We start from the raw sequence: 23,455 nt of genomic DNA on the forward strand, positions 1-23,455 counted from the left end.
GCGGCGCCGGCCCTGGGAAACCAGTCTGGGAAAAGGAAACGACATGACAGGAGTGCTTCCCTTCGTGTGGGGGTGCGGCGCCTTGGCCGTGCTCTATGGTCTTTTCACCGCCAGGTCCGTTCTTTCCGCCAGCCCGGGCAACGCCCGCATGCTGGAAATCGCCGCGGCCATCCAAGAGGGGGCGGGGGCGTACCTCAACCGGCAATACCGCACCATCGCCGTGGTCGGCGTCGTCATCGCCATCCTGCTGTACGTCACCCTGAAATGGTACGTGGCCTTGGGCTTCGTCCTGGGCGCCGTGCTCTCGGCGGCGGCGGGCTACATCGGCATGAACGTTTCCGTCCGCGCCAACGTGCGTACGGCGGAGGCGTCGCGCCATGGCCTGGCGGCGGGCCTGTCCATCGCCTTCCGCTCCGGCGCCGTCACCGGCATGCTGGTCGCGGGCCTGGCGCTCCTGGGCGTCTCCGGCTATTTCGGACTGCTTTCCCAACTGGGGATCACGGGGCGGCCGCTGGTCGACGCCCTGGTGGCGCTGGGCTTCGGCGCCTCGCTCATCTCCATCTTCGCGCGCCTGGGCGGCGGCATCTTCACCAAGGGGGCGGATGTGGGCGCCGACCTGGTGGGCAAGGTCGAGGCCGGCATTCCCGAGGATGACCCCCGCAACCCCGCCGTCATCGCCGACAACGTGGGCGACAACGTGGGCGACTGCGCCGGCATGGCCGCCGACCTGTTCGAGACCTACGCCGTCACCACGGTGGCGACCATGGTGCTGGCCTCCATCTTCTTCGCCGGGACCGACCTGCTGGCGCCCCTGATGCTTTACCCGCTGGCCATCGGCGGCGTCTGCATCATCACCTCCATCATCGGCACCTACTTCGTGCGGCTGGGGCCCAGCGGCAACATCATGGGGGCGCTGTACAAGGGCCTGATCGCCACCGGCGTGCTGTCCCTGGCCGGCATCTGGGCCGTCACCTACTGGGTGCTGCCGGACCACCTGCAGACAGCCTTCTCCGTCAACGGCAAGGACTTCACCGGCCAGACGCTGTACTGCTGCGCCGTGGTGGGCTTGATTGTCACGGCGCTGATCGTCTGGATCACCGAATACTACACCGGCACCAACTACCGCCCGGTGAAGTCGGTGGCGCAAAGCTCCACCACCGGCCACGGCACCAACGTCATCCAGGGCCTGGCCATTTCCATGGAGTCGACGGCCCTGCCGGCCATCGTCATCTGCGCCGCCATCCTGGTGACGCACCTGATGGCGGGCCTGATGGGCATCGCCATCGCCGTCACCAGCATGCTGGCGCTGGCCGGCATGATCGTGGCGCTGGACGCCTATGGCCCCGTCACCGACAACGGCGGCGGCATCGCGGAGATGGCGGACCTGCCCGGCGACGTGCGGGTGACCACCGACGCGCTGGACGCCGTGGGCAACACCACCAAGGCGGTGACCAAGGGCTATGCCATCGGCTCCGCCGGCCTGGGCGCCCTGGTGCTGTTCGCCGCCTATAACGAAGACCTGCACTATTTCATGGCCAACCCGACCGACTACCCCTACTTCGCCGACCTGTCGGGGAAGCTGGACTTCGGCCTGGACAACCCCTTCGTCGTCGTGGGCCTGATCCTGGGCGGGCTGCTGCCCTTCCTGTTCGGCGCCATGGGCATGACGGCGGTGGGCCGCGCCGCCGGCTCGGTGGTGGAGGAGGTGCGCCGCCAGTTCCGCGAGAACACCGGCATCATGGCCGGCACGTCCAAGCCGGACTACGGCCAGGCGGTGGATCTGCTGACCCGCGCCGCCATCAAGGAGATGATCATCCCCTCGCTGCTGCCGGTGCTGGCGCCGGTGGTGCTGTACTTCGTCATCAACGCCATCGCCGGCAAGGGCGCGGCGTTCTCGGCGGTGGGCGCCATGCTGCTGGGCGTCATCGTCACCGGGCTGTTCGTCGCCATCTCCATGACGTCGGGCGGCGGCGCCTGGGACAACGCCAAGAAGTACATCGAGGAGGGCCACCACGGCGGCAAGGGCTCCGACGCGCACAAGGCGGCCGTGACCGGCGACACCGTGGGCGACCCCTACAAGGACACGGCCGGCCCCGCCGTGAACCCCATGATCAAGATCACCAACATCGTGGCGCTGCTGCTGCTGGCCATCCTGGCCCACGGCTGACGCGCGTTTCCCAAGTCCGCAACAAAAAACCCCGGCGTGACCATCACGTCGGGGTTTTCCTCATGCCGTGAAGGCCGAAGCGCGGGACGCCCTAGTCGCCGCCCTTCTTCTTCTTCTTGTCATCCTTCTTCTTCTCGCGGTTGAGGTTGCCCATCAACTGCTCCAGGAAGGTGACCTCATGGCCGGCCGTCGGGGTCTCGCGACCCTCGGGGCTGATGTCCTGCTGCTGGGCCAGATCCAGGTCGCCGACGGCGCTGACCACGCCCTGGTCGTTGAAGCTGACCTGCAGCACCCGCTGCTGCACGATGTCGGGATCGAAGAAGGCTTCGTTCTCGGTGATGGCGCCGATGTAGTACCAGACGTTGGCGTCCAGCGTGCTGGTGGTGCTGGGCGAACCCAGCGCCTTCTGCACGTCTTCCTTGGTGCTGGTCCCCGGATGGACGTCGGCCAGGCGGCGGTCTTCCACCAGATTGCCGCGGTTGTTCACCGTGGGGGTGCAGGCCGTCAGCCCGATCCCGAGCAGGCCCACGCCAATCAGGCCAGCGGGAGACAGCAACTTAAGGGTCTTGTTCGGCATGGTCTAAGACGTTAATCCCAAGAACGTTGATCGCGGGTCGGCCCCGTTCCACGATTGAGGCACCGCCCGTCCGTCGCGGGGGATGCGATAATCCGGAGATTGAGGACCAACCGGCCCGGGTTCCAGGCCATCCCCGTCCGGCGCGGCGTCCCTCGTCGCGCTTGACCGGTGGACGACCACCCCCCATCTGGCCGGTGACAATCGCACCAGCCGCTTTGTCCTGTCAACGAAAGCCGGGTTACGCGCCGTGATCGCCTTGCTGAAGTCCCTATTCAGCCGTAACCGCCACCAGGCGGCGGTGTTGCGCCTGTACGCCGGCATCGTCGACCAGGCGCGCCAGCCCGGCTTCTACGCGGCCGCTGCGGGCGAGGGGCGCGGCGTGCCCGATACGGTGGAAGGCCGCTTCGAGGTGGTGACCCTGCACGCCTGGCTGGTGATGCGCCGCCTGGCGGCCGAGGGGCCGGATCTGGCGTCCCTCAACCAGGCCCTGTTCGACCATATGTTCACCGATCTGGATTTCAGCCTGCGTGAACTGGGCGCCAGCGAGATGGTGGTGGGCAAGAAGGTCAAGGACCTGGGCACGCACTTCTACGGCCGGGCCGACGCCTACGAATCGGGCCTGAAGGCCGAGGCGGGGAAACTGGAGGCGGCGCTGGACCGTAACCTGTTCGGCTCCACCCTGCCGGACGGGCCGGAGGTGGCGGCCACGGCCGCCTATATCCGCGTCTGCGCCGACCGCCTGGGCGCCATGCCTGTGGATGACATCCTGACCCGTGGACCCGGCTTCGCCGCTCCCCCAATCCTTTGATCTTTATTCCAGTGTGTGGAGTTGCGCGTCATGGCTGACATGACCCCCGAATTTTCCCGTCCCGTCATGGCCGACAAGGTCTCCGCCCGCGAGAGCGTGGAGAAGATAACGGCGGGCCCGGCGGAGCGGGCCGCCCTGGCCCGACGCCTGGATCTCGTGTCGCTGGACAGCCTGACGGCCCTGGTGCGCCTGCGCCGTATCCGCGGCGGCCAAATGGTGCGCGTCACCGGCGAACTGGAGGCCGAGGTGGTGCAGAGCTGCGTGGTGACGTTGGAGCCGTTGCCGGCCCGCGTGCGCGACACCTTCCAGGCCCTGTTCGCCTCGGCCCACCTGGTGCCCAAGGACGAGGAGGATCTGGAGAACCTGGGCCTGGACGACGAGGCCGATCCGCCCGAGCCCATCGAGAACGGCCGTATCGACATCGGCGAGCTGGTGGCCCAGCACCTGTCGCTGGCCCTTGACCCCTATCCCCGCAAGGCCGATGCCGAGCGTTTCGTCCATGTCGAAGACTGGGAGGGCGAGGGCGAATTCCCCGACGCGCCCAACGAGCCGCCGCCGGATATGGCCGGGCCTGATTTCGAGGGCGGGGACGGGGCGGAGTCGCCGGCCGGGGGGGCGGATGCTTCCCGGGAACCCGCCGGTGAGGAGAAGCCGAATCCCTTTGCCGCCCTTGCGAAGCTGCGCCTCAAGCCCTAATTTGGTCTTTGGCGCTTGCCCTTGCCGGGGATTTCGAGTACTTAAGGCGCCCTGTTTGATCCGGTCCAGGATTGGGCCGGGTTCGTTGTCGTTTGGCCCCACATCGTTTTCCGCAGGCCCGTCCCCAGCAAATTGGGGGTGGGAAAAGGGTGACGGTTTCGCTAAAGCATGGGGCCTGACGATGGTTAGCAAGACGGCACGCGAGTGGTCGTCTTAATCGAGTAGAGAGTAGACGATCATGGCCGTTCCTAAGAAAAAGACCTCCCAGTCTCGCCGCAACATGCGCCGTTCGCACCACGCCATCAGCGCCGGTGCGCACCATGAGTGCAGCAACTGCGGTGAGCTGACCCGCCCGCACCATGTCTGTGGCTCCTGCGGCCACTACGACGGCCGTGAGGTCGTCGTCGACACTGCTGCCGCTGCCGCCTGATCCGGTTCGCCCCGGTGCTTGAGGAGGTCGCTGTCCGGTGAGCACACGCCTGCAAATCGCCCTGGACGCGATGGGCGGCGACCATGCCCCGGACATGGTGGTGGACGGCGCCGATATCGCGCGCGTACGCTGCCCCAATGTCGACTTCCTGTTCGTCGGTGACGAGCGGCGCATCAACGCGCTGCTCGACGCCCGGCCGGCACTGAAGGCGATTTCCCAGGTCCGCCATACAGCCGACGTTGTGGCCATGGACGCCAAGCCGTCCGTGGCCCTTCGTGCTGGGCGCGGGTCCAGCATGCGCCTGGCCATCGATGCCGTGGCGTCGGGGGAGGCGGCCAGCGTCGTCTCCGCCGGCAACACGGGCGCGCTGATGGCCATGGCCAAGTTCGTGCTGAAGACCCTGCCGGGGATCGACCGGCCGGCCATCGCGTCCATGCTGCCCACCATGCGGGGCGACTGCGTGATGCTGGATCTGGGCGCCAACCTGGAATGCGACGCCGACAACCTGGTGCAGTTCGCGGTGCTGGGCACCGTGTTCGCCCAGACGGTGCTGGGCCTGCTGGAGCCCACCATCGGCCTGCTGAACGTGGGTTCGGAAGAGCAGAAGGGCCATGAGGCCATCCGCGACGCCGCCGCCGCCCTTCGGGCCACGCCGCTGGCGCGCAACTTCCACGGTTTCGTGGAGGGCACCGACATCGCCGCCGGCACGGTGGACGTGGTGGTGACCGACGGCTTCACCGGCAACATCGCGCTGAAGACCGCCGAAGGCACCGGCAAGATGTTCGGTGAATACCTGCGCGGCACCTTCCAATCATCGCTGCTGGCCAAGTTGGGCTACCTGCTGGCCCGCGGCGCCTTCAGCAAGCTGCGCCAGCGCATGGATCCGCGTCGCTACAACGGCGGCATGTTCCTGGGCCTCCAGGGCGTGTGCGTGAAAAGCCACGGCGGCACCGATGGGCTGGGCTTCGCCAACGCCATCTGCGTGGCGGTGGATCTGGTCCAGCACGGTTTCAACGAGAAAATCCGCAAGGAGCTGGCCTTGCTGCAGGAAAGCCTGCAGGCGGCGGCCGCCGCTTCCGGTTCCGATCCCCAGGTCGTCGCCCAGTGACGGCCCCTCCCCAGACGGCTGGTTGAACGATGGTAATGCGCTCCGTGATCGTGGGCTGCGGGTCATACTTGCCGGCCCGCGTCGTGACCAACGACGACCTCGCCAAGATGGTCGACACCTCGGACGAGTGGATCACCCAGCGCACCGGCATCCGCAGCCGCCACATCGCGGCGGAGGGCGAGAAGACCTCCGACCTGGCCCTCGCCGCCGCCAAGGCGGCCCTGGCGCACGGCAACGTTTCGGTGGATGAGCTGGACTTGATCGTCCTGGCCACCGCCACGCCCGACCAGACCTTCCCCGCCACGGCCGCCAAGGTGCAGGCCGCCCTGGGCATGACCCGGGGCGCCGCCTTCGATGTGCAGGCCGTCTGCTCCGGCTTCATCTACGCCCTGTCGGTGGCCGACAATTTCATCAAGGCCGGCCAGGCCCGCACCGTGCTGGTGATCGGGGCCGAGACCTTCTCCCGCATCCTGGACTGGACCGACCGCACCACCTGCGTGCTGTTCGGCGATGGTGCCGGCGCGGTGGTGCTGCGCGCCGAGGAAGGCGAGGGCACGGCCGCCGACCGTGGCATCCTTTCCACCCACCTGCATTCGGACGGTCGCCACCACGACCTGCTGTATGTCGACGGCGGCCCATCCTCCACCCAGACCGTGGGCCACGTGCGCATGGCGGGGCAAGAGGTGTTCAAGCACGCCGTGGTGAACCTGGCCGAAGTGGTGGGGGAGGCGCTGGAGGCCAACGGCCTGGCGCCCGCCGACCTCAATTGGCTGGTGCCGCACCAGGCCAACCGCCGCATCATCGAAAACACCGGCCGCAAGCTGAAGATGGACCCCGCCCAGGTGGTGATGACCGTGGACCACCACGGCAACACCTCCGCCGCGTCCATTCCCCTGGCGCTGTGCGAGGCCGTGGCCGATGGTCGCATCAAGCGGGATGAACTGGTCCTGCTGGAGGCCATGGGCGGCGGCTTCACCTGGGGCGCGGCGCTGGTGCGCTTCTAAAGCAAATCCGCTTGCCGGCGTATTCGCCGCATACCAGTGTATTCAGGGGGGTCTTTCTCCGGGACGCTCCCTTGTCGTTGCGGCGACGGCCGCCCCGCTTTCGCGCCGCACCATTCTTAGGTGCTTTGCAGCAGCCGTTTCGTCCTGCCGGATGGTCTAGCCGAATCTGACAAGACTTTGGCAAACCTTTGGAATTGACGGCTTTCCCAGCTGGCATTACCGTTCCCGCAGTTGGCGAAGGGGCCACTGGTTGAGGGAGGGCACCCATGGGAGATCACACCGTCACGCGCGCTCAGTTGAGCGAAGCCGTCTACCAAGAGGTGGGGCTGTCGCGGAATGAGTCCGCCGATCTGGTGGAAAGCGTGCTGGATGAGATCGCCTCCGCCTTGGGGCGGGGGGAAATGGTCAAGATTTCCTCCTTCGGCAGCTTCTCCGTCCGGTCCAAGGGCGAGCGTATCGGCCGCAACCCCAAGACGGGTGAGGAAGTGCCGATCCTGCCCCGCCGCGTCCTGGTGTTCCGCGCCAGCCATGTGCTGAAGAACCGCATCAACGAAGTCCTGTCGGCCGACGGGCATTAAGCCATGTCCGGCACGCCCGCGCCCGAATCCCGGATCCCGGCTGAGGACCTGTCGGCTGACGGTCCCGAGATCGGTGACGATGTCGTCTCGCCCGAGATGACGGCCGCCGACGGGGACGAGACCGAGGGGTCGGGCGGCGCCCTGGAAGCCGATGAGTTGGAGGGCGAGGCGCCGGCGGCCGAACGGGGTCGCGCGGGCGCCAAGTCACCTACGGCCTTCCGCACCATCAGCGAGGTCTCGGCGGAACTGGACGTGCCGCAGCATGTGCTGCGCTTCTGGGAAACCAAGTTTCCGCACATCCGCCCCCTGAAGCGGGGCGGCGGGCGGCGCTACTATCGTCCGGACGACGTGGAACTGCTGCGCCGCATCCAGGTGCTGCTCTACAAGGAAGGCTACACCATCAAGGGCGTGCAGCGGCTGCTGCGCACCGGTGGCGGCCGTAGCCTGCCTGCCATCCCCGACCCCACCGGCGCCGATGAGGCCGCGGCCGAAGGGGTGGACGAAAGCTGGGTCGAGCCGGCGCCGCAGCCTCCGCCGGCACCGCGTGCGCAGCCGGAAGAGAAGCTGCGCATCATTGGCCTGTTCGACCACGATCCGGAGGCGGACCCGGAATGGTCGCGCACGCCGCCACCCGTGGCGGAACCTGTGGCCGCCCGTACCCATGAGCCCCGCCGCGTCCCCGCGGAAAAGGCGGAGAAGGGCCTGTCGGCACCCAAGCGCGAAGCCTTGGGTCAGGTGCTGGCCGATCTGGAAGAGATTCGCGACCTGCTGCGTCGCGTGTTGTGAGCGCCACGCCATCCCGAATGGCTCGTGCGGCACCCGCGTCGCCTGATGACGCCCACTACGGCCGGCTCGGCCTCCATGGGTCGGCCGGCGCGAACTGGTTGGCGAACAGCCTCGTCATACCGGCCCGGGAAAGGTGATCCGACGGGCCCATTGGACGCGTTCTGGTGGCCCGCCGCTTTGGATTGAGTTTGAATCGACGCCGTAATCCATTGATATAAAAACACTAAATAAGAAAATGCATTTTTTTGACGTTTGGACGTCCAACGCCGTTGCATCTGGTAAATCTCGTGGCTATAGTCCGCGCCCGAACCGCAGCCCACCGCGGTTCACTCGAGAGGTCGGAGCGTAGCGCAGCCTGGTAGCGCATCAGACTGGGGGTCTGGGGGTCGCAGGTTCGAATCCTGTCGCTCCGACCATCTCTCGAAACCATGAAGACGGCGCCGGTCCCGTGAAGGACCAGGCGCCGTTTCCATTTCAGGCCCCAGCTTCCGCCCTGGCCATTCCTTCGGTTCCCCTCTTCCGCGCCGGCGCCTTGCCGCACACAGCGCGGCCGGCGTCCGTCAGGCGGCAGACCAGCCAGTCCGGCTTCAGCGGATTGCTGAACCAGGGCGTGGCCCAGCCGGCGTCCAGGCAGGCCTTCACCGTGGCGGCGGTCACCTTGCCGCCGTCCGGCCAGAACAGGGGCAGCTTGCCACCCGCCTGGTCCAGGCCGCGCCGCAGCCAGCGTTTCTGCACGGGCGTGGGAAGGGGTGGGGAGTCCGGCGTGGATGTTTCAGGAACAGCTGCCTTGCCGCGCGCCATGTCCAGCCCCCGTCGTCAATCGGCCCGTTCACGGTCGCCACGCCGTTTGGGCGATGGCGTGGGGCCTCCCGGTATCTTACGCTGACGGTACCGGGCGTCAAACGGCCCCCCGCATCAGACGCTTAGGGCTGGGCTGGGTGGCGGCGTCCGGGCGGAATGACTTCTAACCGAGAGGTGGGTGATGGCGGCGTTCCTGGTCTATATGACGGCGGCCTCGAACGAGGAGGCGGAGACCATCGGCCGGGCGCTGGTGGAGGAGCGGCTGGCCGCCTGCGTCAATATCCTGGGCGCGACCCAATCCATCTACCGCTGGAGGGATGGGGTGGAGACGGCGGCGGAGGTCGCGTTCATCGCCAAGACCCGCGCCGACCGGTTCGAGGCCCTGACCAAGCGGGTCAAGGCCCTGCACAGCTACGACACGCCTTGCATCGTGGCGCTGCCGGTGGTGTCGGGCAATCCGGGCTTCCTGGAATGGATCGCCGCCTCGGCCGCGCCCGACGCCACCGACGACTAAGCTCAGTCGCGCGTCGGCAGGTTCCGGTTGGGCAGGCCACCGGGGAATAGGCGGGGCAGGTCGATCTTGGGGCAGCGATCCTGGATGACCGTGGCGCCCAGCGCCCGCGCCTGGGCGGCCGACTCCTCATGACGCACGCCCAGCGGCATCCAGATGTAAGGGATGCCGCGCTGTGCCGCCTCCACCACGAAGGGGGCGATGGCCGGGGCGGCGCGGAAGATCTCCACAAAGTCCACACCTTCCGGCAGGTCGGCCAGGGTGGCCACCACCGGTTCGCCCAGAATGGTGGTGCCCACGTGGGCGGGGTGCACCGGGATGATCTTGTAGCCGTATTCCCGCTGCATGAAGGCCGGCACGTAATGCGAGGGCTTGGCCGGATCGGGCGATATGCCGACGATGGCCACCGTCCTCGTTTTCAGGAAGATGTCGCGCAGCACGTCGTCGGTGATCTTCTCGCTCATGGCTCACGGATCCTTATGCGGTACGGCGCCCACGGGGGAGTGGGCAGGGCGGCGGGGGACGGGTATACCGGACACCATAAATGGGATGAGGGGAGGGGTTTTGGAATGATGGATGAGATGGACACGGGCCCCGACGCGGCGGCATCCGATGCCCCTGCGGACGACAAGCTGGCGGCCATGGGCAAGGCGCCCGTCTTCACGCCGCGGGATTTCGACCGCCTGCTGGAAAAGGGCCTGCCCCAGGCCCACCGCGCCGGCATCCGCACGCGTGAAATGGGGCACGGCACCGTCACCCTGACCATGCCGGTGTCGGAGGATTTCCTGAGGCCGGGCGGCACCGTCTCCGGTCCCACCATGTTCGCGCTGGCCGACGTGGCCCTCTATGGCGCGGTGCTCAGCATGGCGGGGCACATCGTGCTGGCCGTCACCAGCAACATGAACATCACCTTCCTGCGCCGGCCGCCGGCCAAGCCACTGCTGGCCCATGCCCGCATCGTGCGCATGGGCCGCACCCTGGCCTATGGCGAGGTCACCATCCATTCGGAGGGCGAGGACGATCCCGTGGCGCACGCGACGGGGACCTATGCGATTCCGCGGGGCTGAGAGGGGTGCGGAGCGGCGCGGCGGGACCGTTCGACCAACGCGCTGGATTCATTGGGAAAAAGAGGAACGGCCATCATCGGCCGCTTTTGAAAAACTCAACGAAATCAAAGGGTTTGAGATGGCGGTATCATAATACCCCATTGTTAAGCATTTGACGGACGGTGTCTTTTTCCCGTTGACACCCGACCGTCACCGACATAAAAACCGCCCACTTCGGTGCCGGTCCCAGGAGCGGTGCCCCTGGGGCCCATTTGGGCCCGGACCTCATTTTGAGTGAGTGCGCGGATGAAAACCTTGTCTCTCAAGCCGTCTGAGATCGAGAAGAAGTGGCTTCTCATCGACGCCGACGGCCTCGTGCTGGGCCGCCTGGCCAGCATCATCTCCATGCGCCTGCGCGGCAAGCACAAGCCGACCTACACCCCCCACATGGATTGCGGTGACAATGTCATCGTCATCAATGCGGAGAAGGTGAAGTTGACCGGCAACAAGCGCAGCGACGAAATCTTCTACTGGCACACCGGTTACGCCGGCGGCATCAAGCAGCGCAGCCTGGGCCAGATCCTGGACGGCAAGTACCCGGAGCGGGTCATCGAGAAGGCCGTCGAGCGCATGATCACCCGTGGTCCGCTGGGCCGTCGCCAGATGGGTAATCTGCGCGTTTACAAGGGTCCGACGCATCCCCACGAAGCGCAGAACCCCGAGGTGCTGGACGTCGGCGCCCTGAATCCCAAGAACAAGGGGGCCTAATCCATGGCTCAGACCATCAACAGCCTGGCCGACCTGAAGCAGGGCGCCGCCGTCGTGACGACCGAGGCCGCCGAGCCGGCCCAGCCGAAGATCGACGCCCAGGGCCGTTCCTACGCCACCGGCAAGCGCAAGGACGCGGTCGCCCGCGTCTGGATTAAGCCGGGCAAGGGCCAGGTCACGGTCAACGGCCGTGACATCACCGTCTACTTCGCCCGCCCCGTGCTGCGCATGATGATCAACCAGCCGTTCCAGATCGTCGGCCGTGTTGAGCAGTACGACGTGGTGTGCACCGTGTCCGGCGGCGGCCTGTCCGGCCAGGCCGGCGCCCTGCGCCACGGCATCTCCAAGGCCCTGACCTACTTCGAGCCGGCCCTGCGCCCGCCGCTGAAGGTCGCCGGCCTGCTGACCCGCGACCCGCGCGTGGTCGAGCGTAAGAAGTACGGTAAGGCCAAGGCCCGTCGTAGCTTCCAGTTCTCCAAGCGCTGATCCCTCAGCCCTTTGGACTGCCGACGGAAAGGCGTCTTCCCCCGGGGAAGGCGCCTTTTCCTTTTGGCATCCCGCATATCCGTGCGAGAAGGCTCTACAAAAACACCACCAAGTGGACCTTGCGCAGCGGATGGGCTCCGGCCCACCGTCGCAGGTCAAGGGGCCATTCCGGGCCCGAGGAAGGATCAACGGATGCCGGATCAGAAGCCGCGCGGCCGCGTGCGCCACGCCTTGGGCTGGCGGCCCAGTCCCCAGGCCCGCCTGTGGCTGCGCCGTCTGTTGACGCCCTTGGCGGTGGTCGCGGCCCTGGCCTACGTGCTGGTCGACGTCTGCTTCCTGCCGCTCGTGCGGCCGTTCGCCACGCGGATGGGACGATGGTCGCCCTTCCAGGCCCTGGGTCGCTTCGTCGACCGCCTGGGACCACGCACCACCCTGGTGCTGTTCCTGGTGCCGCTGGTGGTGCTGGAACCGGCGAAGCCCCTCGGCGCCCTGCTGATCGCCCAAGGCAAGACGCGGCTGGGCATCCTGCTGATCGTGGCGGCGGAGGTGCTGAAGCTGCTGACGGTGGAGCGCTTGTTTCAGCGTAGCCGGCACAAGCTGCTGACCATCCGCTGGTTCGCCCGGGTGCACGGCTGGATCGTGGGATGGATCGACCGGCTGAAGGCACAGCCCGCCTGGCGGGTGGTCGTGGCCTTGGCCCAAGGGATACGGGCGATCGTGGCGCCGGTGCTGTCGGCCGCCTGGCGCCAGGCCGCGCGGTCGATGGCCCTGGCGCGGGAACGCCGCCGGTATCGGCGTGGGAGCTGAGTATTGGAACGTTTCCAAACGGTGCGTATCCAAAAGGCCTAGGGCCAAGGCTCGACTATTTGGGGTCCGCCATAGGGCATAAGGTGGCCGCCGCCTGCGGGGTACTGGGTGGGCAAGATGGGGTTGGGTTGGATGACTGCGGATGTGACGAGGGGGGGCGCCGTGGGTGGTGTGGCGGCCCGGGGAATCGTGAATGAGCTGGCGGCCGTGCCGGCCTTCGCCGGCCTGGCGCCGGACGTGCTGTCCGCCTTGTCGGCGGCCTGCCGCGTCCAGGATCTGGGCCCGGGCGACGTGGCCGTGCGGCAGGGGATCACGCTCATCGACATCCATATCCTGCTGTCCGGTACCGTGATGCTGGTCGCCGGCAATGCCGAGGTTGGGCAGCGCCAGGGGCCGGAGACCACCTTCCTGCTGGCGGAGGCCCTGACCGGCGCCCCCGCCCCCGTCACCATCCGCGCGGTGGGGGAAACCCGCCTGCTGGCAATGCCCCTGGCGGCCCTGCGCGTGCGCTTGGGCGCCGGTGCCGACTTGGCCCTGTCGCTGATGGCGGGGCAGGCGGCCCGGGAGCGGGTGCTGGTGGAAACCGTGGCCGCCTTGCAGGACTTGTCGCTGCCTCAGCGCCTGGCCGCCCATCTACTGAAGGAACACAACGACCGCCGTGCCGGCGGCCGGCTGGATCTGGACATGGGCGCGGTCGCCGCCGCGCTGGCCGCCACGCCGGAGGATGTGGCCTGGACCTTCACCGACCTGCGCCGCCACGGTGTGGCGCTGGAGGGCACGACGGTCGTGCTCAAGGATTTCGAGGCTCTGCGGGCGCTCGCCACACCCGGCCCGGTGCGGCGCCGCCAGGCGGAGGAATGGCCCGTGGCCATGTGGGACGTGGACGCGCCCATCCCCTGATGATCGGGCCGGGGGATGATTGGGCCGGCGGCCCAGCCATACGGGGCCGCCGTTAGACAAGAGGGACGGGCCCGTTTAGGATCGCCTGCCTTGATCATCCCTGGTTCCCGTCCCATGCTTCCGCCGTCCCCACCGCCGCCGTTCCAGGGCCCGACCGTACTGGTCGCGCCGGGGATTCGCTTGGCCGAGACGGAACTGCAGGAAAGCTTCCTGCGGGCCGGCGGCCCCGGTGGGCAGAACGTGAACAAGGTGGAGACGGCGGTGCAGCTGCGCTTCGACGCGGCGGCGTCGCCCAACTTGCCGCAGTGGGTCAAGGACAAGTTGAAGACCCTGGCTGGCCGCCGCTGGACCGGCGATGGCGTCATCGTCATCACCGCCCAGCGCCACCGCACCCAGGAACGCAACCGCGAGGACGCGCGCCAGCGGCTGTTCGAGCTGATCCGCGAGGCGACGGTGCGCCAGGCCGTGCGCCGGGCCACCCGGCCCACGCTGGGCTCGCAGAAGCGGCGGCTGGAGGCCAAGGCCACCCGCAGCGGCGTGAAGCGCCTGCGCGGCTCCGTGGATATCGACTAAGAAGCCCGCATGACCGGATCCAGCAGCCCCGACGTCATCGTCATCGGCGCCGGCGCCGCCGGCCTGTTCACCGCCATCGCCGCCGGCAAGCGCGGCCGCCGGGTCGTGGTGGTCGACCATGCGCCGGAGGCTGGACGCAAAATCCTGATCTCCGGCGGCGGGCGCTGCAACTTCACCAATGTGGACGCGCAGCCGGCGCGCTATCTCTCATCCAACCCGCACTTCTGCATCTCGGCGCTGCGCCGCTACTCGCCGCGCGACTTCCTGGATTTGGTGGAGCGCCACGGCATCGCCTGGCATGAGAAGAAGCTGGGTCAGCTGTTTTGCGACAACTCCGCCCGGGACATCCTGGACATGTTGTTGCATGAAGCGGCCGATGCGGACGTCGAGTTGCGGCTGGATTGCGCCGTGAACGACGTTCAGTCAACCGATGGCGGCTTCGCGCTGGACACGGTCAGGGGCCAGATGATGGCACCCAAGCTGGTGGTGGCCACCGGCGGCCTGTCCATCCCCAAGATGGGGGCCACCGACTTCGCCTACCGCCTGGCACGCCAGTTCGGCCTGAACGTCGTGACCCCGCGGCCCGGCCTGGTCCCCTTCACCTTCACGCCCCAGGACCTGGCGCGGACCCAGGGCCTGTCCGGCGTGGCGCTGGATGCCACCGTTCAGGCGGGGAAAGCGCTGTTCCGCGAGGCGCTGCTGATCACCCATCGGGGCCTGTCAGGCCCCAGCATCCTGCAAGCGTCCAGTTACTGGCGGCCCGGCCAGCCCATCACCGTGGACCTGACGCCGGACCTGGACCTGGCCGGACACCTGAAGGCGGCCAAGCGCGCCCGGCCCAATGCCGAGCTGAAGACCATCCTGGGCGACGTGCTGCCCCGGCGCTTCGCCGAGCGGCTGTGCGGAGAGGGTGGTGCCGGTGAGGTGGAAAGCCGGCCCTTGCGCGACCTGTCGGACAAGGCCCTGGCGGCGGTGGGCGAGCAGCTGCGGCGCTGGAGCGTGGTGCCGGCGGGCACCGAGGGCTATCGCACGGCGGAGGTGACGGTGGGCGGCATCGACACCAACGACCTGTCCTCCAAGACCCTGGAAGCCAAGGCCGTGCCCGGCCTGCACTTCGTGGGCGAGGCCGTGGACGTCACCGGCTGGCTGGGCGGCTACAACTTCCAATGGGCCTGGTCCTCCGGCTGGGTCGCCGGCCAGGCTGTCTGAGCCAACCTAATACGGCACCCGCCAGGTGTTATCGACAAGGCCGAAACGGCGGCTTTAGTTAACATAGGAAATATATGAAATATCTTCCGCATCGACAACCATCGTGCAGGCACCGGTTCCCACGATGCTTACCGGCTGCTTAATATTGTAGGCCGTCGTAATGGCGGACAGCAGTGATTGACCCGATACCGTGCTTGCCTTTAGGGCAAAGCGTTGGCCTTTTAACGCGCAAGATACCGGTGACGTTATACCCGTACTCGTATATACGGTGACGACACCACCACCAGCTGTAACAAGACCGCCTATAAGGCCTGTAGCAGAGTATCGGCCATCGCGCTTGCGGAAACAGAACGCAGTGGGATTGCAAATATTATTTTCATGATGACTGAGATGCGCGCTCTATGCGAGCTCTCGGCGACACATGTCGCTTTATTCTACATAAGTAATGTATGCCACATCCTCAACGTCGTTTGTTATTGTGCAAGCGCCCGTACCATAGACACTAATCTTCTGATGGGCCATATTTGCCGACAATATTGATGACATAATTGACTGACCCGCCAAAGTGCTCACGTTTATCACATAGCGTCCGCTATTCGCACATGCCGGTTGCTGTTGTCTTGTTCCTGTAGAGTTGAAAAAGAATGTTCCATTGATATTTACGGCAATCCCGGTCACATAGCCAGGATCAGAGCTGCCGGCAACAGCCGATTGCAAGATTAGCGAATACAATATACCAACCGCCGCCAATATTTTCACAAGACGCATCAATTCCCTCTCCACATCCGCTCATGTTATAAGTATTTACTATTATGTACGTACCAGCATCACCGATATAGCTTCTGTACACAAGTATAGATTCTTAAATGGCCTAATCGGCGCTTGCGAAGAAGCGCTGAATCAATCCCCACCGGCTTCCGCCTGAGCTTCCATCGGCACCGGCTCCAGCATCGGCGCGGGGGTGCCATGGCGGCGGAAGGGAAAGGCCAACTGGCCCAGGAAGGTCAGGGGCACGGCGTCGGCGGTGCCGATGTCCACCGGCGGGCGGCGGTCCAGCGGCAGGTAGCGGGTGCGGAAGATCACGTCCCACAGCAGCAGGTTTTCGCCGTAGTTGGTATTGCCCTCGGCCGGGATGCGGCTGTGATGCCAGCGGTGCAGGTCCGGCGTGTTGAACAGCCAGTTCAGGCCGCGGCAGTCCATGTCCACGTTGCAGTGGGTCAGGAAGCCGATATAGGTGGTGATGACCAGCACCCAGACGATGACCTCCTTGGGGGCGCCCACCACCATGCCCAGGGCCAAGGCGAACAGGCTGCTGAGCAGGCTGTCGACAAAGTGGAAGCGGCCGGTGTTGACCACCCACAGGCGGGTGACGCTGTGGTGCACGGCGTGATAGGGCCACAGCCACGGCACCTCATGGCACAGGCGGTGCGCCCAATAGAGCCCGAACTCCGCCACCACCAGGCCCAGCACCACCTGGGCCGCCAGCGGCCAATGGGCGGGCCAGATGCCGCCAGCCGCCGCGGGCGCCACCTCGCTGGCGCCCAGCACGGCGGCGAGGCCGGCCAGGAACTGGCCGATGCCCTTGTTCAGCGCGGTATGGCTGATGTCCTGGCGCGCTTGGCCGTCACTCTTGGCCCACGCCGCCTCATAGGGCATCACGCGCTCCAGCAGCAGCAGGGCGCCGGCCATGCCGAAATAGGTGATGTTGTAGGCCAGGATGGGATGGCCCAGCGCGTTCCCGTAGGCATATCCGGCAATGCACAGGGCCAGCAGCCCCGGCCACGCGATCCAAGAGAACACCCGGCGCATTCGTCACCCATCGCAAGGCGCCCCGCTCTCAGGCAGGGCGCAAACAGCGGCGGGACCTGGCGAAAACCAGCCTCTGGCATGATCCAGATTACGACCGATCCCCCATGCGACCAGGCCCACCCCGCTATGGTTTTGCGCCCAGAGCGGCCTCCGGCGCAAGGGTCTGCGTCACAGTGAAATCAGCTAAACCGCTGATGTTTCGGGCGCCAAATAAATCCAGGTCAGCTCATGCTTGTTGTGTGACAGATGCAGCAGGCGCGAACCGGGGATGGCGGCGAAGGCGCGCGCGCTGACGTGGTCCGTCTCGCCCTGGAACTTCAGGGTGCAGATGAAGTTACGGGCATGGCCACCGTCCTTCCATTGGCGGACCAGCCGCAGCAATCGTTCCGGATAGCAAATGACGTCGCTGCATAGCCAGTCTATCGGGCGTTCACGCGGCCCGATGGCCGCTGGATCCAGCCCGAAGGCGCTCTCCCGCCGCACCGTGACCCGCGGCAGGCTGGCGATGCGCGGGTCCAGCGGCGCCTTGTCGATGGCCGTGACGTCCGCGCCCAGCGACTGCAGCACCCAGGTCCAGCCGCCGGGGCAGGCGCCCAGGTCCAGGCAGCGGTCGCCCGGGCCCGGCATGCGGCCGGCCAAGGTCAGGGACTCCCACAGCTTGAGGTAGGCGCGGTTGGGCGGCGTCGCCTTGTCCTCCACGAACGCCACCTCGCCATTGGCGAAGGCGCTGGTGCACGCTGGGCTGGCCAGGATGGTGCTCTCGTCCAGCAGGGTCCAGGCGCCCAGGGGGGCGGTGGGGGCGGGGGCGGGGAAGACCAGCGGCTTGGCCGAGACGTGCGGCAATTGCTCCTGGATCAGCTTGGCCCGGCGGTGGTGGCCATGCTCATAGACCGCCCAGTTGCGCTGGATGGCGCGCAGGGCCCGGGCGCCATCCTTGATGGAGGCTATGGCGATGCGGCGGGGCTGTAGCCAGGTGTTGATGGACCAGGCGGCCGGCCGGGGCGGCGCCTGGGTGATCACCAGGCGGCCATGCACCGTGGCCGTCGAATCGTCCAGTTCCTCCAGCAGGGGCTCCAGGAAGCCGTCGGCGGCCAGGTAGGCGGCGCCGCCGGGGGACGCATCCACGGGCAACTCGGCGGCGTCGAAAGACTGCGCCCCGGGAGCTGCGCTCGCCGGGGCGTTGGTTCCATCCGGATGACCGGTCATGTCGGTACTTCTGAAAGGTCGGAAGCGATGCCCAGCGTTTAGGTCAGAATGTCGGCCGACGCAATAACCGCCTGGGTGCGGTTGCGCACGCCCAACGAGCGCATGACGGCGGTCACGTGGATCTTCACGGTGCCTTCCGACAGGCCCAGTTCATAGGCGATCTGCTTGTTGGACTTGCCCTCGCGCAGGCAGCGCAGCACGTCGCGCTGGCGCTGGGTCAGGGTGGGGGTGTTGCCGCCGCCGCCGCCGCCGGAAACGGCGCCACCACCGCTGGCCGCGGCCGCGCCTTCACCGTGGATGGCCGCCGGGGGCACGTAGATGCCGCCGGAGAACACCAGGTTCAGGGCGCTCAGCATGATCTTCACGCTGGATGACTTCGGGATGTAGCCCGAGGCGCCGGCGTCCAGGGCCGCGCGCACGTCGGCCTGGCTTTCGGAGGCGGAGACGATGACCACGGGCGTCCCGGCCTGGATTTCGCAGATTTCCTGGATGCCGGAGAAGCCCGGCCAGTTGGGCATTTGCAGATCCAGAAGGATCAGGTCGAACTCCTGCTCGCCCTGCGCGAATTCCAGCGCCTCGTTAAACGTGCCGGCCTCGGTGAAGGTGGCATCGGCGCTGAGCTGGGTCAGCAGCCGGCAGAGGCCCTCGCGGAACAGCAGGTGGTCGTCACCGATCAGGATGTTCATGTCCGACTCTCGTTCAGAGGTAGTAGGGAACCAAGGTTGCCAGCGAACCCAGACGAATTAGGTGTTTACGCGCGGTAAGCGCGTTTCCGGCGGCTTTAGCTTTTTGCCTGCCGGCAGAAACCAGCCGCCGTTGGATGAACAGACCCGGTTCGGGAATCCGGTTCGGGAATATTGAGGCGCCAACTTTAAGCTAAACTACTACAAATTCCGCTCGGTCCTGTCACGCTGATTTGACTTAGGTTGGTTAATTTACGCAACGGATTTAGGCGCGATTGAGGCGAAAGTTATCGTTTGGGGAGGAGATTCATCCAACGAACGGGCGCGGTCCCCAACCATGGATATAGGCAACGGCATAGGCCATCATCCCCGGGAGGGCGATTTTTCTTGCCACGAAAGCGTCAGAAAGTCTCGTCAGCTTGATTGCGTGCCCACTTGTCGATGTGGCAGAAGGGCCAAAAGGATGGGCCGCCCGGAATCGAGCGCCTCACCCACCAATTCCAATAATCCCCGATAATCCGGGGCTTGAACTCCAGGGGTCGGTTATGGTCAAGCGCATTCGTAAAGCGGTGTTTCCCGTTGCGGGGCTGGGCACGCAATTCCTGCCCGCGACCAAGGCCATTCCGAAGGAAATGCTGCCGCTGGCCGACAAGCCGCTGATCCAGCACGCGGTGGACGAGGCGAAGGCCGCCGGCATCGAAATGTTCTGCTTCGTCACCAGCCGGGGCAAGACCCCGCTGGAGGATCATTTCGACCTGAACTACGAACTGAACCAGACGCTGAAGAACCGGGGCAAGCTCGACATCTTGAAGGTGGTCGAGGACATCCAGATCGACAGCGGCAAGATCGCCTACGTCCGCCAGTCCGAGCCGCTGGGCCTGGGCCACGCCGTGTGGTGCGCCCGCGAATTCATCGGCGACGAACCCTTCGCCGTGCTGCTGCCCGATGAGCAGGTGCTGGGCGACCGCCCCTGCCTGGCGCAGATGATGGACGCCTACAACCAGGTGGGCGGCAACCTGCTGTCGGTGTTCGAGGTCCCGCGCGAACAGACCAACAAGTACGGCATCCTGGACATCGGCAAGGACGACGGCCGCCTGGCCGAGGTGAAGGGATTGGTGGAAAAGCCGGATCCGGCCGCCGCGCCGTCCACGTTGTCCATCCAGGGACGCTACATCCTGCAGCCGGAAATCTTCCAGCATCTGGAGCGCTTCGAAAAGGGCGCCGGCGGCGAAATCCAGCTGACCGACGCCATGGCCAAGTTGATCGGCGCGCAGCCCTTCCACGGCTTCCGCTTCGAGGGCAAGCGCTTCGACTGCGGCGACAAGTTGGGCTTCGTCCTAGCCAACGTGGCCTACGCCCTGGCACGCCCCGACATGGCGGCCAAGGTGCGCAGCGCATTGAAGGAGATGCTCTGAGCGCGGTTGGCCCGGGCTCTCCACCCGGGCTGGCGAATCATGCGGCCCGCCAGAAGCTTAGGTCTTTCCCCGGGGCTTTAATTCAAATCGGAAAGACCCTAAAAGGTCACATGCGCGACACAGCCTTGTCGCCTTAAATAAGGGCGCGGTCCGGCCTAATCGCCGGTGCCGCCCCTGACCCCGATGCCCCATGCCTGTGGCGCGCCCACACGGTCTATACTGGGCGCGGGAAACGGGACTACGTGACTATAGGGGATCGGAATGCGCATTGCGGTGATCGGAACAGGCTATGTCGGCTTGGTCTCTGGCGCCTGTTTTTCCGAGTTCGGCGTGACCACGGTCTGCGTCGACAAGGACGCCGGCAAGATCGAGCGCCTGAACCGGGGCGAGATTCCGATCTTCGAGCCTGGGTTGGACGATCTGGTGGCCAAGAACGCCAAGGCGGGCCGCCTCAGCTTCACCACGGACCTGGCCAGCGCCGTCAAGGGCGTGGATGCGGTGTTCATCGCCGTGGGCACCCCGTCACGCCGCGGTGACGGCCACGCCGACCTGTCCTATGTCTATGCCGCCGCCCAGGAGGTGGCGCAGGCGCTGGATCCCGACCGCTACACGGTCATCGTGACCAAGTCGACGGTGCCGGTGGGCACCGGCCGCGAGGTGGCGCGCATCATCGGTGAAACGCGGGCCGGCCTGGACTTCGACGTCTGTTCCAACCCCGAATTCCTGCGGGAGGGGGCGGCCATCGCCGACTTCATGCGCCCCGACCGCGTGGTGATCGGCGCCGAATCGGACCGGGCCCGGGCGGTCATGAAGACCCTCTACCGGCCCCTCTACCTCATCGAGACGCCCATCGTCATGACCAGCCTGGAAACATCCGAGCTGATCAAGTACGCGGCCAACACCTTCCTCGCCACCAAGATCACCTTCATCAACGAGGTGGCGGATCTGTGCGAGAAGGTGGGCGCCAACGTCCACGACGTGGCCAAGGGCATCGGCCTGGACGGCCGCATCGGCCGCAAGTTCCTGCACGCCGGCGCCGGCTACGGCGGCTCGTGCTTCCCCAAGGACACGCTGGCCCTGGCCCGCACGGCGGCCGACGTGGGCTCGCCCCTGCGCATCGTCGAGACGGTCATCGACATCAACGACAAGCGCAAGAAATCCATGGCCGGCCGCATCGTGGCCGCCGCCAACGGCACCGTGGAGGGCAAGCGCATCGGCATCCTGGGCGTGACCTTCAAGCCGAACACCGACGACATGCGCGACGCCCCGTCGCTGGACATCATCCCGGAACTGCAACGCCTGGGCGCCACCGTCCAGGCCTACGACCCCGCCGGCATGCACGAGGCGGAACACCTGCTGCCGGGGGTGGTTTGGTGCGCCGACGCCTACGCCGCCATCCAGGACGCCGACGTCCTGGCCATCATCACCGAATGGAACGAATTCCGCGCGCTGGATCTGGACCGGGTTCGCCGGTCCATGAAGGCGCCGGTCCTGGTCGACCTACGCAACATCTACAATCCTGACGATATGAGCGCCGCCGGTTTCACCTACACGTCCATCGGCCGTCCGGCGCGTCGATAAGTCAAAGCAGCAAGGGAGCAGGTGCAAGTCATGACCGCTAATCATCGGTTCCACCCCACGGTGCTGCGCGAGTACGACATCCGCGGCGTCATCGGCAAGACCCTGGGCCCGGACGACGCCCGCGCCATCGGCCAGGGCTTCGGCACCTTGGTGGTGCGCGCCGGCGGCACCCGCGTGGCCATCGGCTATGACGGCCGCCTGTCCTCGCCGGAGCTGGAGCAGGCCTGCGTCGAGGGCCTGATGTCCACCGGCCTGGAGGTCATCCGCATCGGCCTGGGCCCCACGCCCATGCTGTACTTCACCGTCCGGCACCTGGAACTGGACGCCGGCGTGATGATCACCGGCTCGCACAACCCGCCGGACTACAACGGCTTCAAGATGATGCTGGGCAAGGGCCCGGTGTACGGCGAACAGATCCAGGAGATCGGCCGCCTGGTGCACGGCCAGGATCTGGCGACGGGCGCCGGCTCCTCCCGCAAGCTGGACGTCAGCGAGGATTACATCAACCGCCTGGTCAAGGATTATGACGGCACCCGCGACCTGACCATCGTCTGGGACGCCGGCAACGGCGCCGTGGGCCATGTCCTGCGCCGCCTGACCGACAAGCTGCCGGGCAAGCACATCCTGCTGTTCGAGGAGGTGGACGGCACCTTCCCCAACCACCACCCCGACCCGACGGTGCCGGAGAACCTGGAAGACCTGATCCACGCCGTCCACACCCACAAGGCGGACATCGGCATCGGCTTCGACGGCGACGGCGACCGCATCGGCGCCGTGGATGAGCATGGCGACATCATCTGGGGCGACCAACTGCTGGCCATCTATGCCGCAGACGTGCTGAAGAGCCACCCGGGCGCCACCATCATCGCCGACGTCAAGTCCAGCCAGACGCTGTACGACGACATCGCCAAGAATGGCGGCAAGCCCCTGATGTGGAAGACCGGCCACAGCCTGCTGAAGGCCAAGATGGCCGAGACGGGCTCCCCGCTGGCCGGTGAGATGAGCGGCCACATCTTCTTCGCCGACAAGTATTACGGCTTCGACGACGCGCCCTACTGCGGCGTGCGCCTGGCCGGCCTCGTGAGTCGTGAGGGCAGCCTGGCCAAGCTGAAATCCGTCCTGCCGCCCGTGTTCAACACCCCGGAAGTGCGCTTCCAGGTGGATGAGGAACGCAAGTTCAAGGCGGTGGAAGAGATCGTGGCCCGCGCCAAGGCCTTGGCGGGCAAGGGCGTGGAGGTCAACGACATCGACGGCGTCCGCGTGAAGACCGAGGACGGCTGGTGGCTGCTGCGCGCCTCCAACACCCAGGACGTGCTGGTGGCCCGCGCCGAGGCCTTCAGCGAAGCCGGCCTGGAGCGTCTGAAGGGCAGCATCCGCGATCAGCTGAGCCAGAGCGGCATCCAGGCGCCGGAAGGCTTCTGAGCCATCGCTTGAACGAGTGAAAGGGGCCGCACTCCAACCGGATTGCGGCCCCTTCTTATTGCGGGCCACGTTGTCTGCGCCGGA

The 23,455-nt window shown here is 66.5% G+C and carries 26 protein-coding genes and 1 tRNA gene; 20 read left to right on the top strand and 7 right to left on the bottom strand.

Annotation, left to right across the window (positions count from 1 at the left end; translation table 11 throughout):
* The first annotated feature begins 43 nt into the window (after positions 1 to 43).
* Positions 44 to 2,167 carry a sodium-translocating pyrophosphatase gene (locus UAA55_RS23410; protein ID WP_322955778.1) on the top strand — a complete coding sequence of 708 codons (2,124 nt, stop codon included), beginning with the start codon at positions 44 to 46 and terminating at the stop codon, positions 2,165 to 2,167.
* Between the two features lie 91 nt (positions 2,168 to 2,258).
* Here the strand turns inward: UAA55_RS23410 and UAA55_RS23415 are convergent, their stop codons facing one another.
* Entirely contained in the window at positions 2,259 to 2,744 is a 486-nt protein-coding gene (locus tag UAA55_RS23415; RefSeq protein WP_322955779.1) for an outer membrane protein assembly factor BamE, read from the bottom strand.
* 247 nt (positions 2,745 to 2,991) lie between these two features.
* Between UAA55_RS23415 and UAA55_RS23420 the strand changes: the two genes are divergently transcribed.
* From UAA55_RS23420 to UAA55_RS23455, 8 genes are all read left to right on the top strand, one after another.
* Positions 2,992 to 3,552, top strand: a complete 561-nt coding sequence (locus tag UAA55_RS23420; protein WP_322955780.1) for a ubiquinol-cytochrome C chaperone family protein — start codon at positions 2,992 to 2,994, stop codon at positions 3,550 to 3,552.
* A gap of 30 nt (positions 3,553 to 3,582) precedes the next feature.
* Positions 3,583 to 4,248, top strand: coding sequence for a YceD family protein (locus UAA55_RS23425; RefSeq protein ID WP_322955781.1), 666 nt, complete (start codon positions 3,583 to 3,585; stop codon positions 4,246 to 4,248).
* 238 nt (positions 4,249 to 4,486) lie between these two features.
* The gene (rpmF, locus tag UAA55_RS23430) at positions 4,487 to 4,678 is read left to right on the top strand and encodes a 50S ribosomal protein L32 (protein WP_145730284.1); all 192 of its coding nucleotides are present in this window, start codon (positions 4,487 to 4,489) and stop codon (positions 4,676 to 4,678) included.
* Positions 4,679 to 4,715: 37 nt separating this feature from the next.
* Complete coding sequence (gene plsX, locus UAA55_RS23435; protein ID WP_322955782.1) at positions 4,716 to 5,786, top strand: phosphate acyltransferase PlsX; 1,071 nt, start codon at positions 4,716 to 4,718, stop codon at positions 5,784 to 5,786.
* Between the two features lie 29 nt (positions 5,787 to 5,815).
* On the top strand, positions 5,816 to 6,790 hold the full coding sequence (locus tag UAA55_RS23440; RefSeq protein ID WP_322955784.1) for a beta-ketoacyl-ACP synthase III: 975 nt from the start codon (positions 5,816 to 5,818) through the stop codon (positions 6,788 to 6,790).
* A 266-nt stretch (positions 6,791 to 7,056) separates the two neighbouring features.
* Complete coding sequence (locus tag UAA55_RS23445) at positions 7,057 to 7,368, top strand: integration host factor subunit alpha (protein WP_322916528.1); 312 nt, start codon at positions 7,057 to 7,059, stop codon at positions 7,366 to 7,368.
* Between the two features lie 3 nt (positions 7,369 to 7,371).
* On the top strand, positions 7,372 to 8,154 hold the full coding sequence (locus UAA55_RS23450; RefSeq protein ID WP_322955786.1) for a MerR family transcriptional regulator: 783 nt from the start codon (positions 7,372 to 7,374) through the stop codon (positions 8,152 to 8,154).
* A gap of 339 nt (positions 8,155 to 8,493) precedes the next feature.
* Positions 8,494 to 8,570, top strand: a tRNA-Pro gene (locus UAA55_RS23455).
* Between the two features lie 58 nt (positions 8,571 to 8,628).
* Here the strand turns inward: UAA55_RS23455 and UAA55_RS23460 are convergent.
* Complete coding sequence (locus tag UAA55_RS23460; protein ID WP_322955788.1) at positions 8,629 to 8,955, bottom strand: hypothetical protein; 327 nt, start codon at positions 8,953 to 8,955, stop codon at positions 8,629 to 8,631.
* A 181-nt stretch (positions 8,956 to 9,136) separates the two neighbouring features.
* On the opposite strand from UAA55_RS23460, the gene cutA reads away from it, so the two are divergent.
* On the top strand, positions 9,137 to 9,469 hold the full coding sequence (gene cutA, locus UAA55_RS23465) for a divalent-cation tolerance protein CutA (RefSeq protein ID WP_322955789.1): 333 nt from the start codon (positions 9,137 to 9,139) through the stop codon (positions 9,467 to 9,469).
* Between the two features lie 2 nt (positions 9,470 to 9,471).
* Here cutA and UAA55_RS23470 read toward each other — a convergent pair whose 3' ends face one another.
* A complete protein-coding gene (locus tag UAA55_RS23470) occupies positions 9,472 to 9,930 on the bottom strand; it encodes a CoA-binding protein (RefSeq protein ID WP_322955791.1) in 459 nt (152 codons plus the stop codon).
* A gap of 105 nt (positions 9,931 to 10,035) precedes the next feature.
* On the opposite strand from UAA55_RS23470, the gene UAA55_RS23475 reads away from it, so the two are divergent.
* The 7 genes from UAA55_RS23475 (at position 10,036) to UAA55_RS23505 (ending at position 15,255) form a co-directional block, all read left to right on the top strand.
* Positions 10,036 to 10,533 (top strand): PaaI family thioesterase, encoded by a 498-nt coding sequence (locus UAA55_RS23475; protein WP_322955793.1) that lies wholly within the window; start codon positions 10,036 to 10,038, stop codon positions 10,531 to 10,533.
* A 285-nt stretch (positions 10,534 to 10,818) separates the two neighbouring features.
* Positions 10,819 to 11,280, top strand: coding sequence for a 50S ribosomal protein L13 (gene rplM / locus UAA55_RS23480; RefSeq protein WP_004273148.1), 462 nt, complete (start codon positions 10,819 to 10,821; stop codon positions 11,278 to 11,280).
* 3 nt (positions 11,281 to 11,283) lie between these two features.
* Complete coding sequence (gene rpsI, locus UAA55_RS23485; protein WP_050898408.1) at positions 11,284 to 11,766, top strand: 30S ribosomal protein S9; 483 nt, start codon at positions 11,284 to 11,286, stop codon at positions 11,764 to 11,766.
* A gap of 192 nt (positions 11,767 to 11,958) precedes the next feature.
* Positions 11,959 to 12,573, top strand: a complete 615-nt coding sequence (locus UAA55_RS23490) for a hypothetical protein (RefSeq protein ID WP_322955796.1) — start codon at positions 11,959 to 11,961, stop codon at positions 12,571 to 12,573.
* Positions 12,574 to 12,705: 132 nt separating this feature from the next.
* Entirely contained in the window at positions 12,706 to 13,473 is a 768-nt protein-coding gene (locus UAA55_RS23495; protein ID WP_322955798.1) for a Crp/Fnr family transcriptional regulator, read from the top strand.
* A 114-nt stretch (positions 13,474 to 13,587) separates the two neighbouring features.
* Positions 13,588 to 14,046 carry an alternative ribosome rescue aminoacyl-tRNA hydrolase ArfB gene (gene arfB / locus UAA55_RS23500; RefSeq protein ID WP_322955800.1) on the top strand — a complete coding sequence of 153 codons (459 nt, stop codon included), beginning with the start codon at positions 13,588 to 13,590 and terminating at the stop codon, positions 14,044 to 14,046.
* A gap of 9 nt (positions 14,047 to 14,055) precedes the next feature.
* A complete protein-coding gene (locus tag UAA55_RS23505; protein ID WP_322955802.1) occupies positions 14,056 to 15,255 on the top strand; it encodes a BaiN/RdsA family NAD(P)/FAD-dependent oxidoreductase in 1,200 nt (399 codons plus the stop codon).
* Positions 15,256 to 15,684: 429 nt separating this feature from the next.
* Here UAA55_RS23505 and UAA55_RS23510 read toward each other — a convergent pair whose 3' ends face one another.
* The 4 genes from UAA55_RS23510 to UAA55_RS23525 form a co-directional block, all read right to left on the bottom strand.
* The gene (locus UAA55_RS23510) at positions 15,685 to 16,023 is read right to left on the bottom strand and encodes a hypothetical protein (RefSeq protein ID WP_322955804.1); all 339 of its coding nucleotides are present in this window, start codon (positions 16,021 to 16,023) and stop codon (positions 15,685 to 15,687) included.
* A gap of 132 nt (positions 16,024 to 16,155) precedes the next feature.
* Positions 16,156 to 17,064: a sterol desaturase family protein gene (locus tag UAA55_RS23515; protein WP_322955805.1), complete on the bottom strand. Its 909-nt coding sequence runs from the start codon at positions 17,062 to 17,064 to the stop codon at positions 16,156 to 16,158.
* Between the two features lie 183 nt (positions 17,065 to 17,247).
* A complete protein-coding gene (locus UAA55_RS23520) occupies positions 17,248 to 18,270 on the bottom strand; it encodes an SAM-dependent methyltransferase (RefSeq protein ID WP_322955806.1) in 1,023 nt (340 codons plus the stop codon).
* A 38-nt stretch (positions 18,271 to 18,308) separates the two neighbouring features.
* On the bottom strand, positions 18,309 to 18,956 hold the full coding sequence (locus UAA55_RS23525) for a response regulator transcription factor (protein WP_322955808.1): 648 nt from the start codon (positions 18,954 to 18,956) through the stop codon (positions 18,309 to 18,311).
* A gap of 542 nt (positions 18,957 to 19,498) precedes the next feature.
* On the opposite strand from UAA55_RS23525, the gene galU reads away from it, so the two are divergent.
* The 3 genes from galU (at position 19,499) to pgmG (ending at position 23,371) form a co-directional block, all read left to right on the top strand.
* Entirely contained in the window at positions 19,499 to 20,368 is an 870-nt protein-coding gene (gene galU, locus UAA55_RS23530; RefSeq protein ID WP_322955810.1) for a UTP--glucose-1-phosphate uridylyltransferase GalU, read from the top strand.
* Between the two features lie 261 nt (positions 20,369 to 20,629).
* The gene (locus UAA55_RS23535) at positions 20,630 to 21,949 is read left to right on the top strand and encodes a UDP-glucose dehydrogenase family protein (RefSeq protein ID WP_322955812.1); all 1,320 of its coding nucleotides are present in this window, start codon (positions 20,630 to 20,632) and stop codon (positions 21,947 to 21,949) included.
* Between the two features lie 30 nt (positions 21,950 to 21,979).
* Complete coding sequence (pgmG, locus tag UAA55_RS23540; RefSeq protein WP_322955814.1) at positions 21,980 to 23,371, top strand: phosphoglucomutase/phosphomannomutase PgmG; 1,392 nt, start codon at positions 21,980 to 21,982, stop codon at positions 23,369 to 23,371.
* Positions 23,372 to 23,455: the final 84 nt, after the last annotated feature.

This window comes from Nitrospirillum guanabarense, from assembly GCF_034653355.1.
In the GTDB taxonomy this organism is placed as follows: domain Bacteria; phylum Pseudomonadota; class Alphaproteobacteria; order Azospirillales; family Azospirillaceae; genus Nitrospirillum.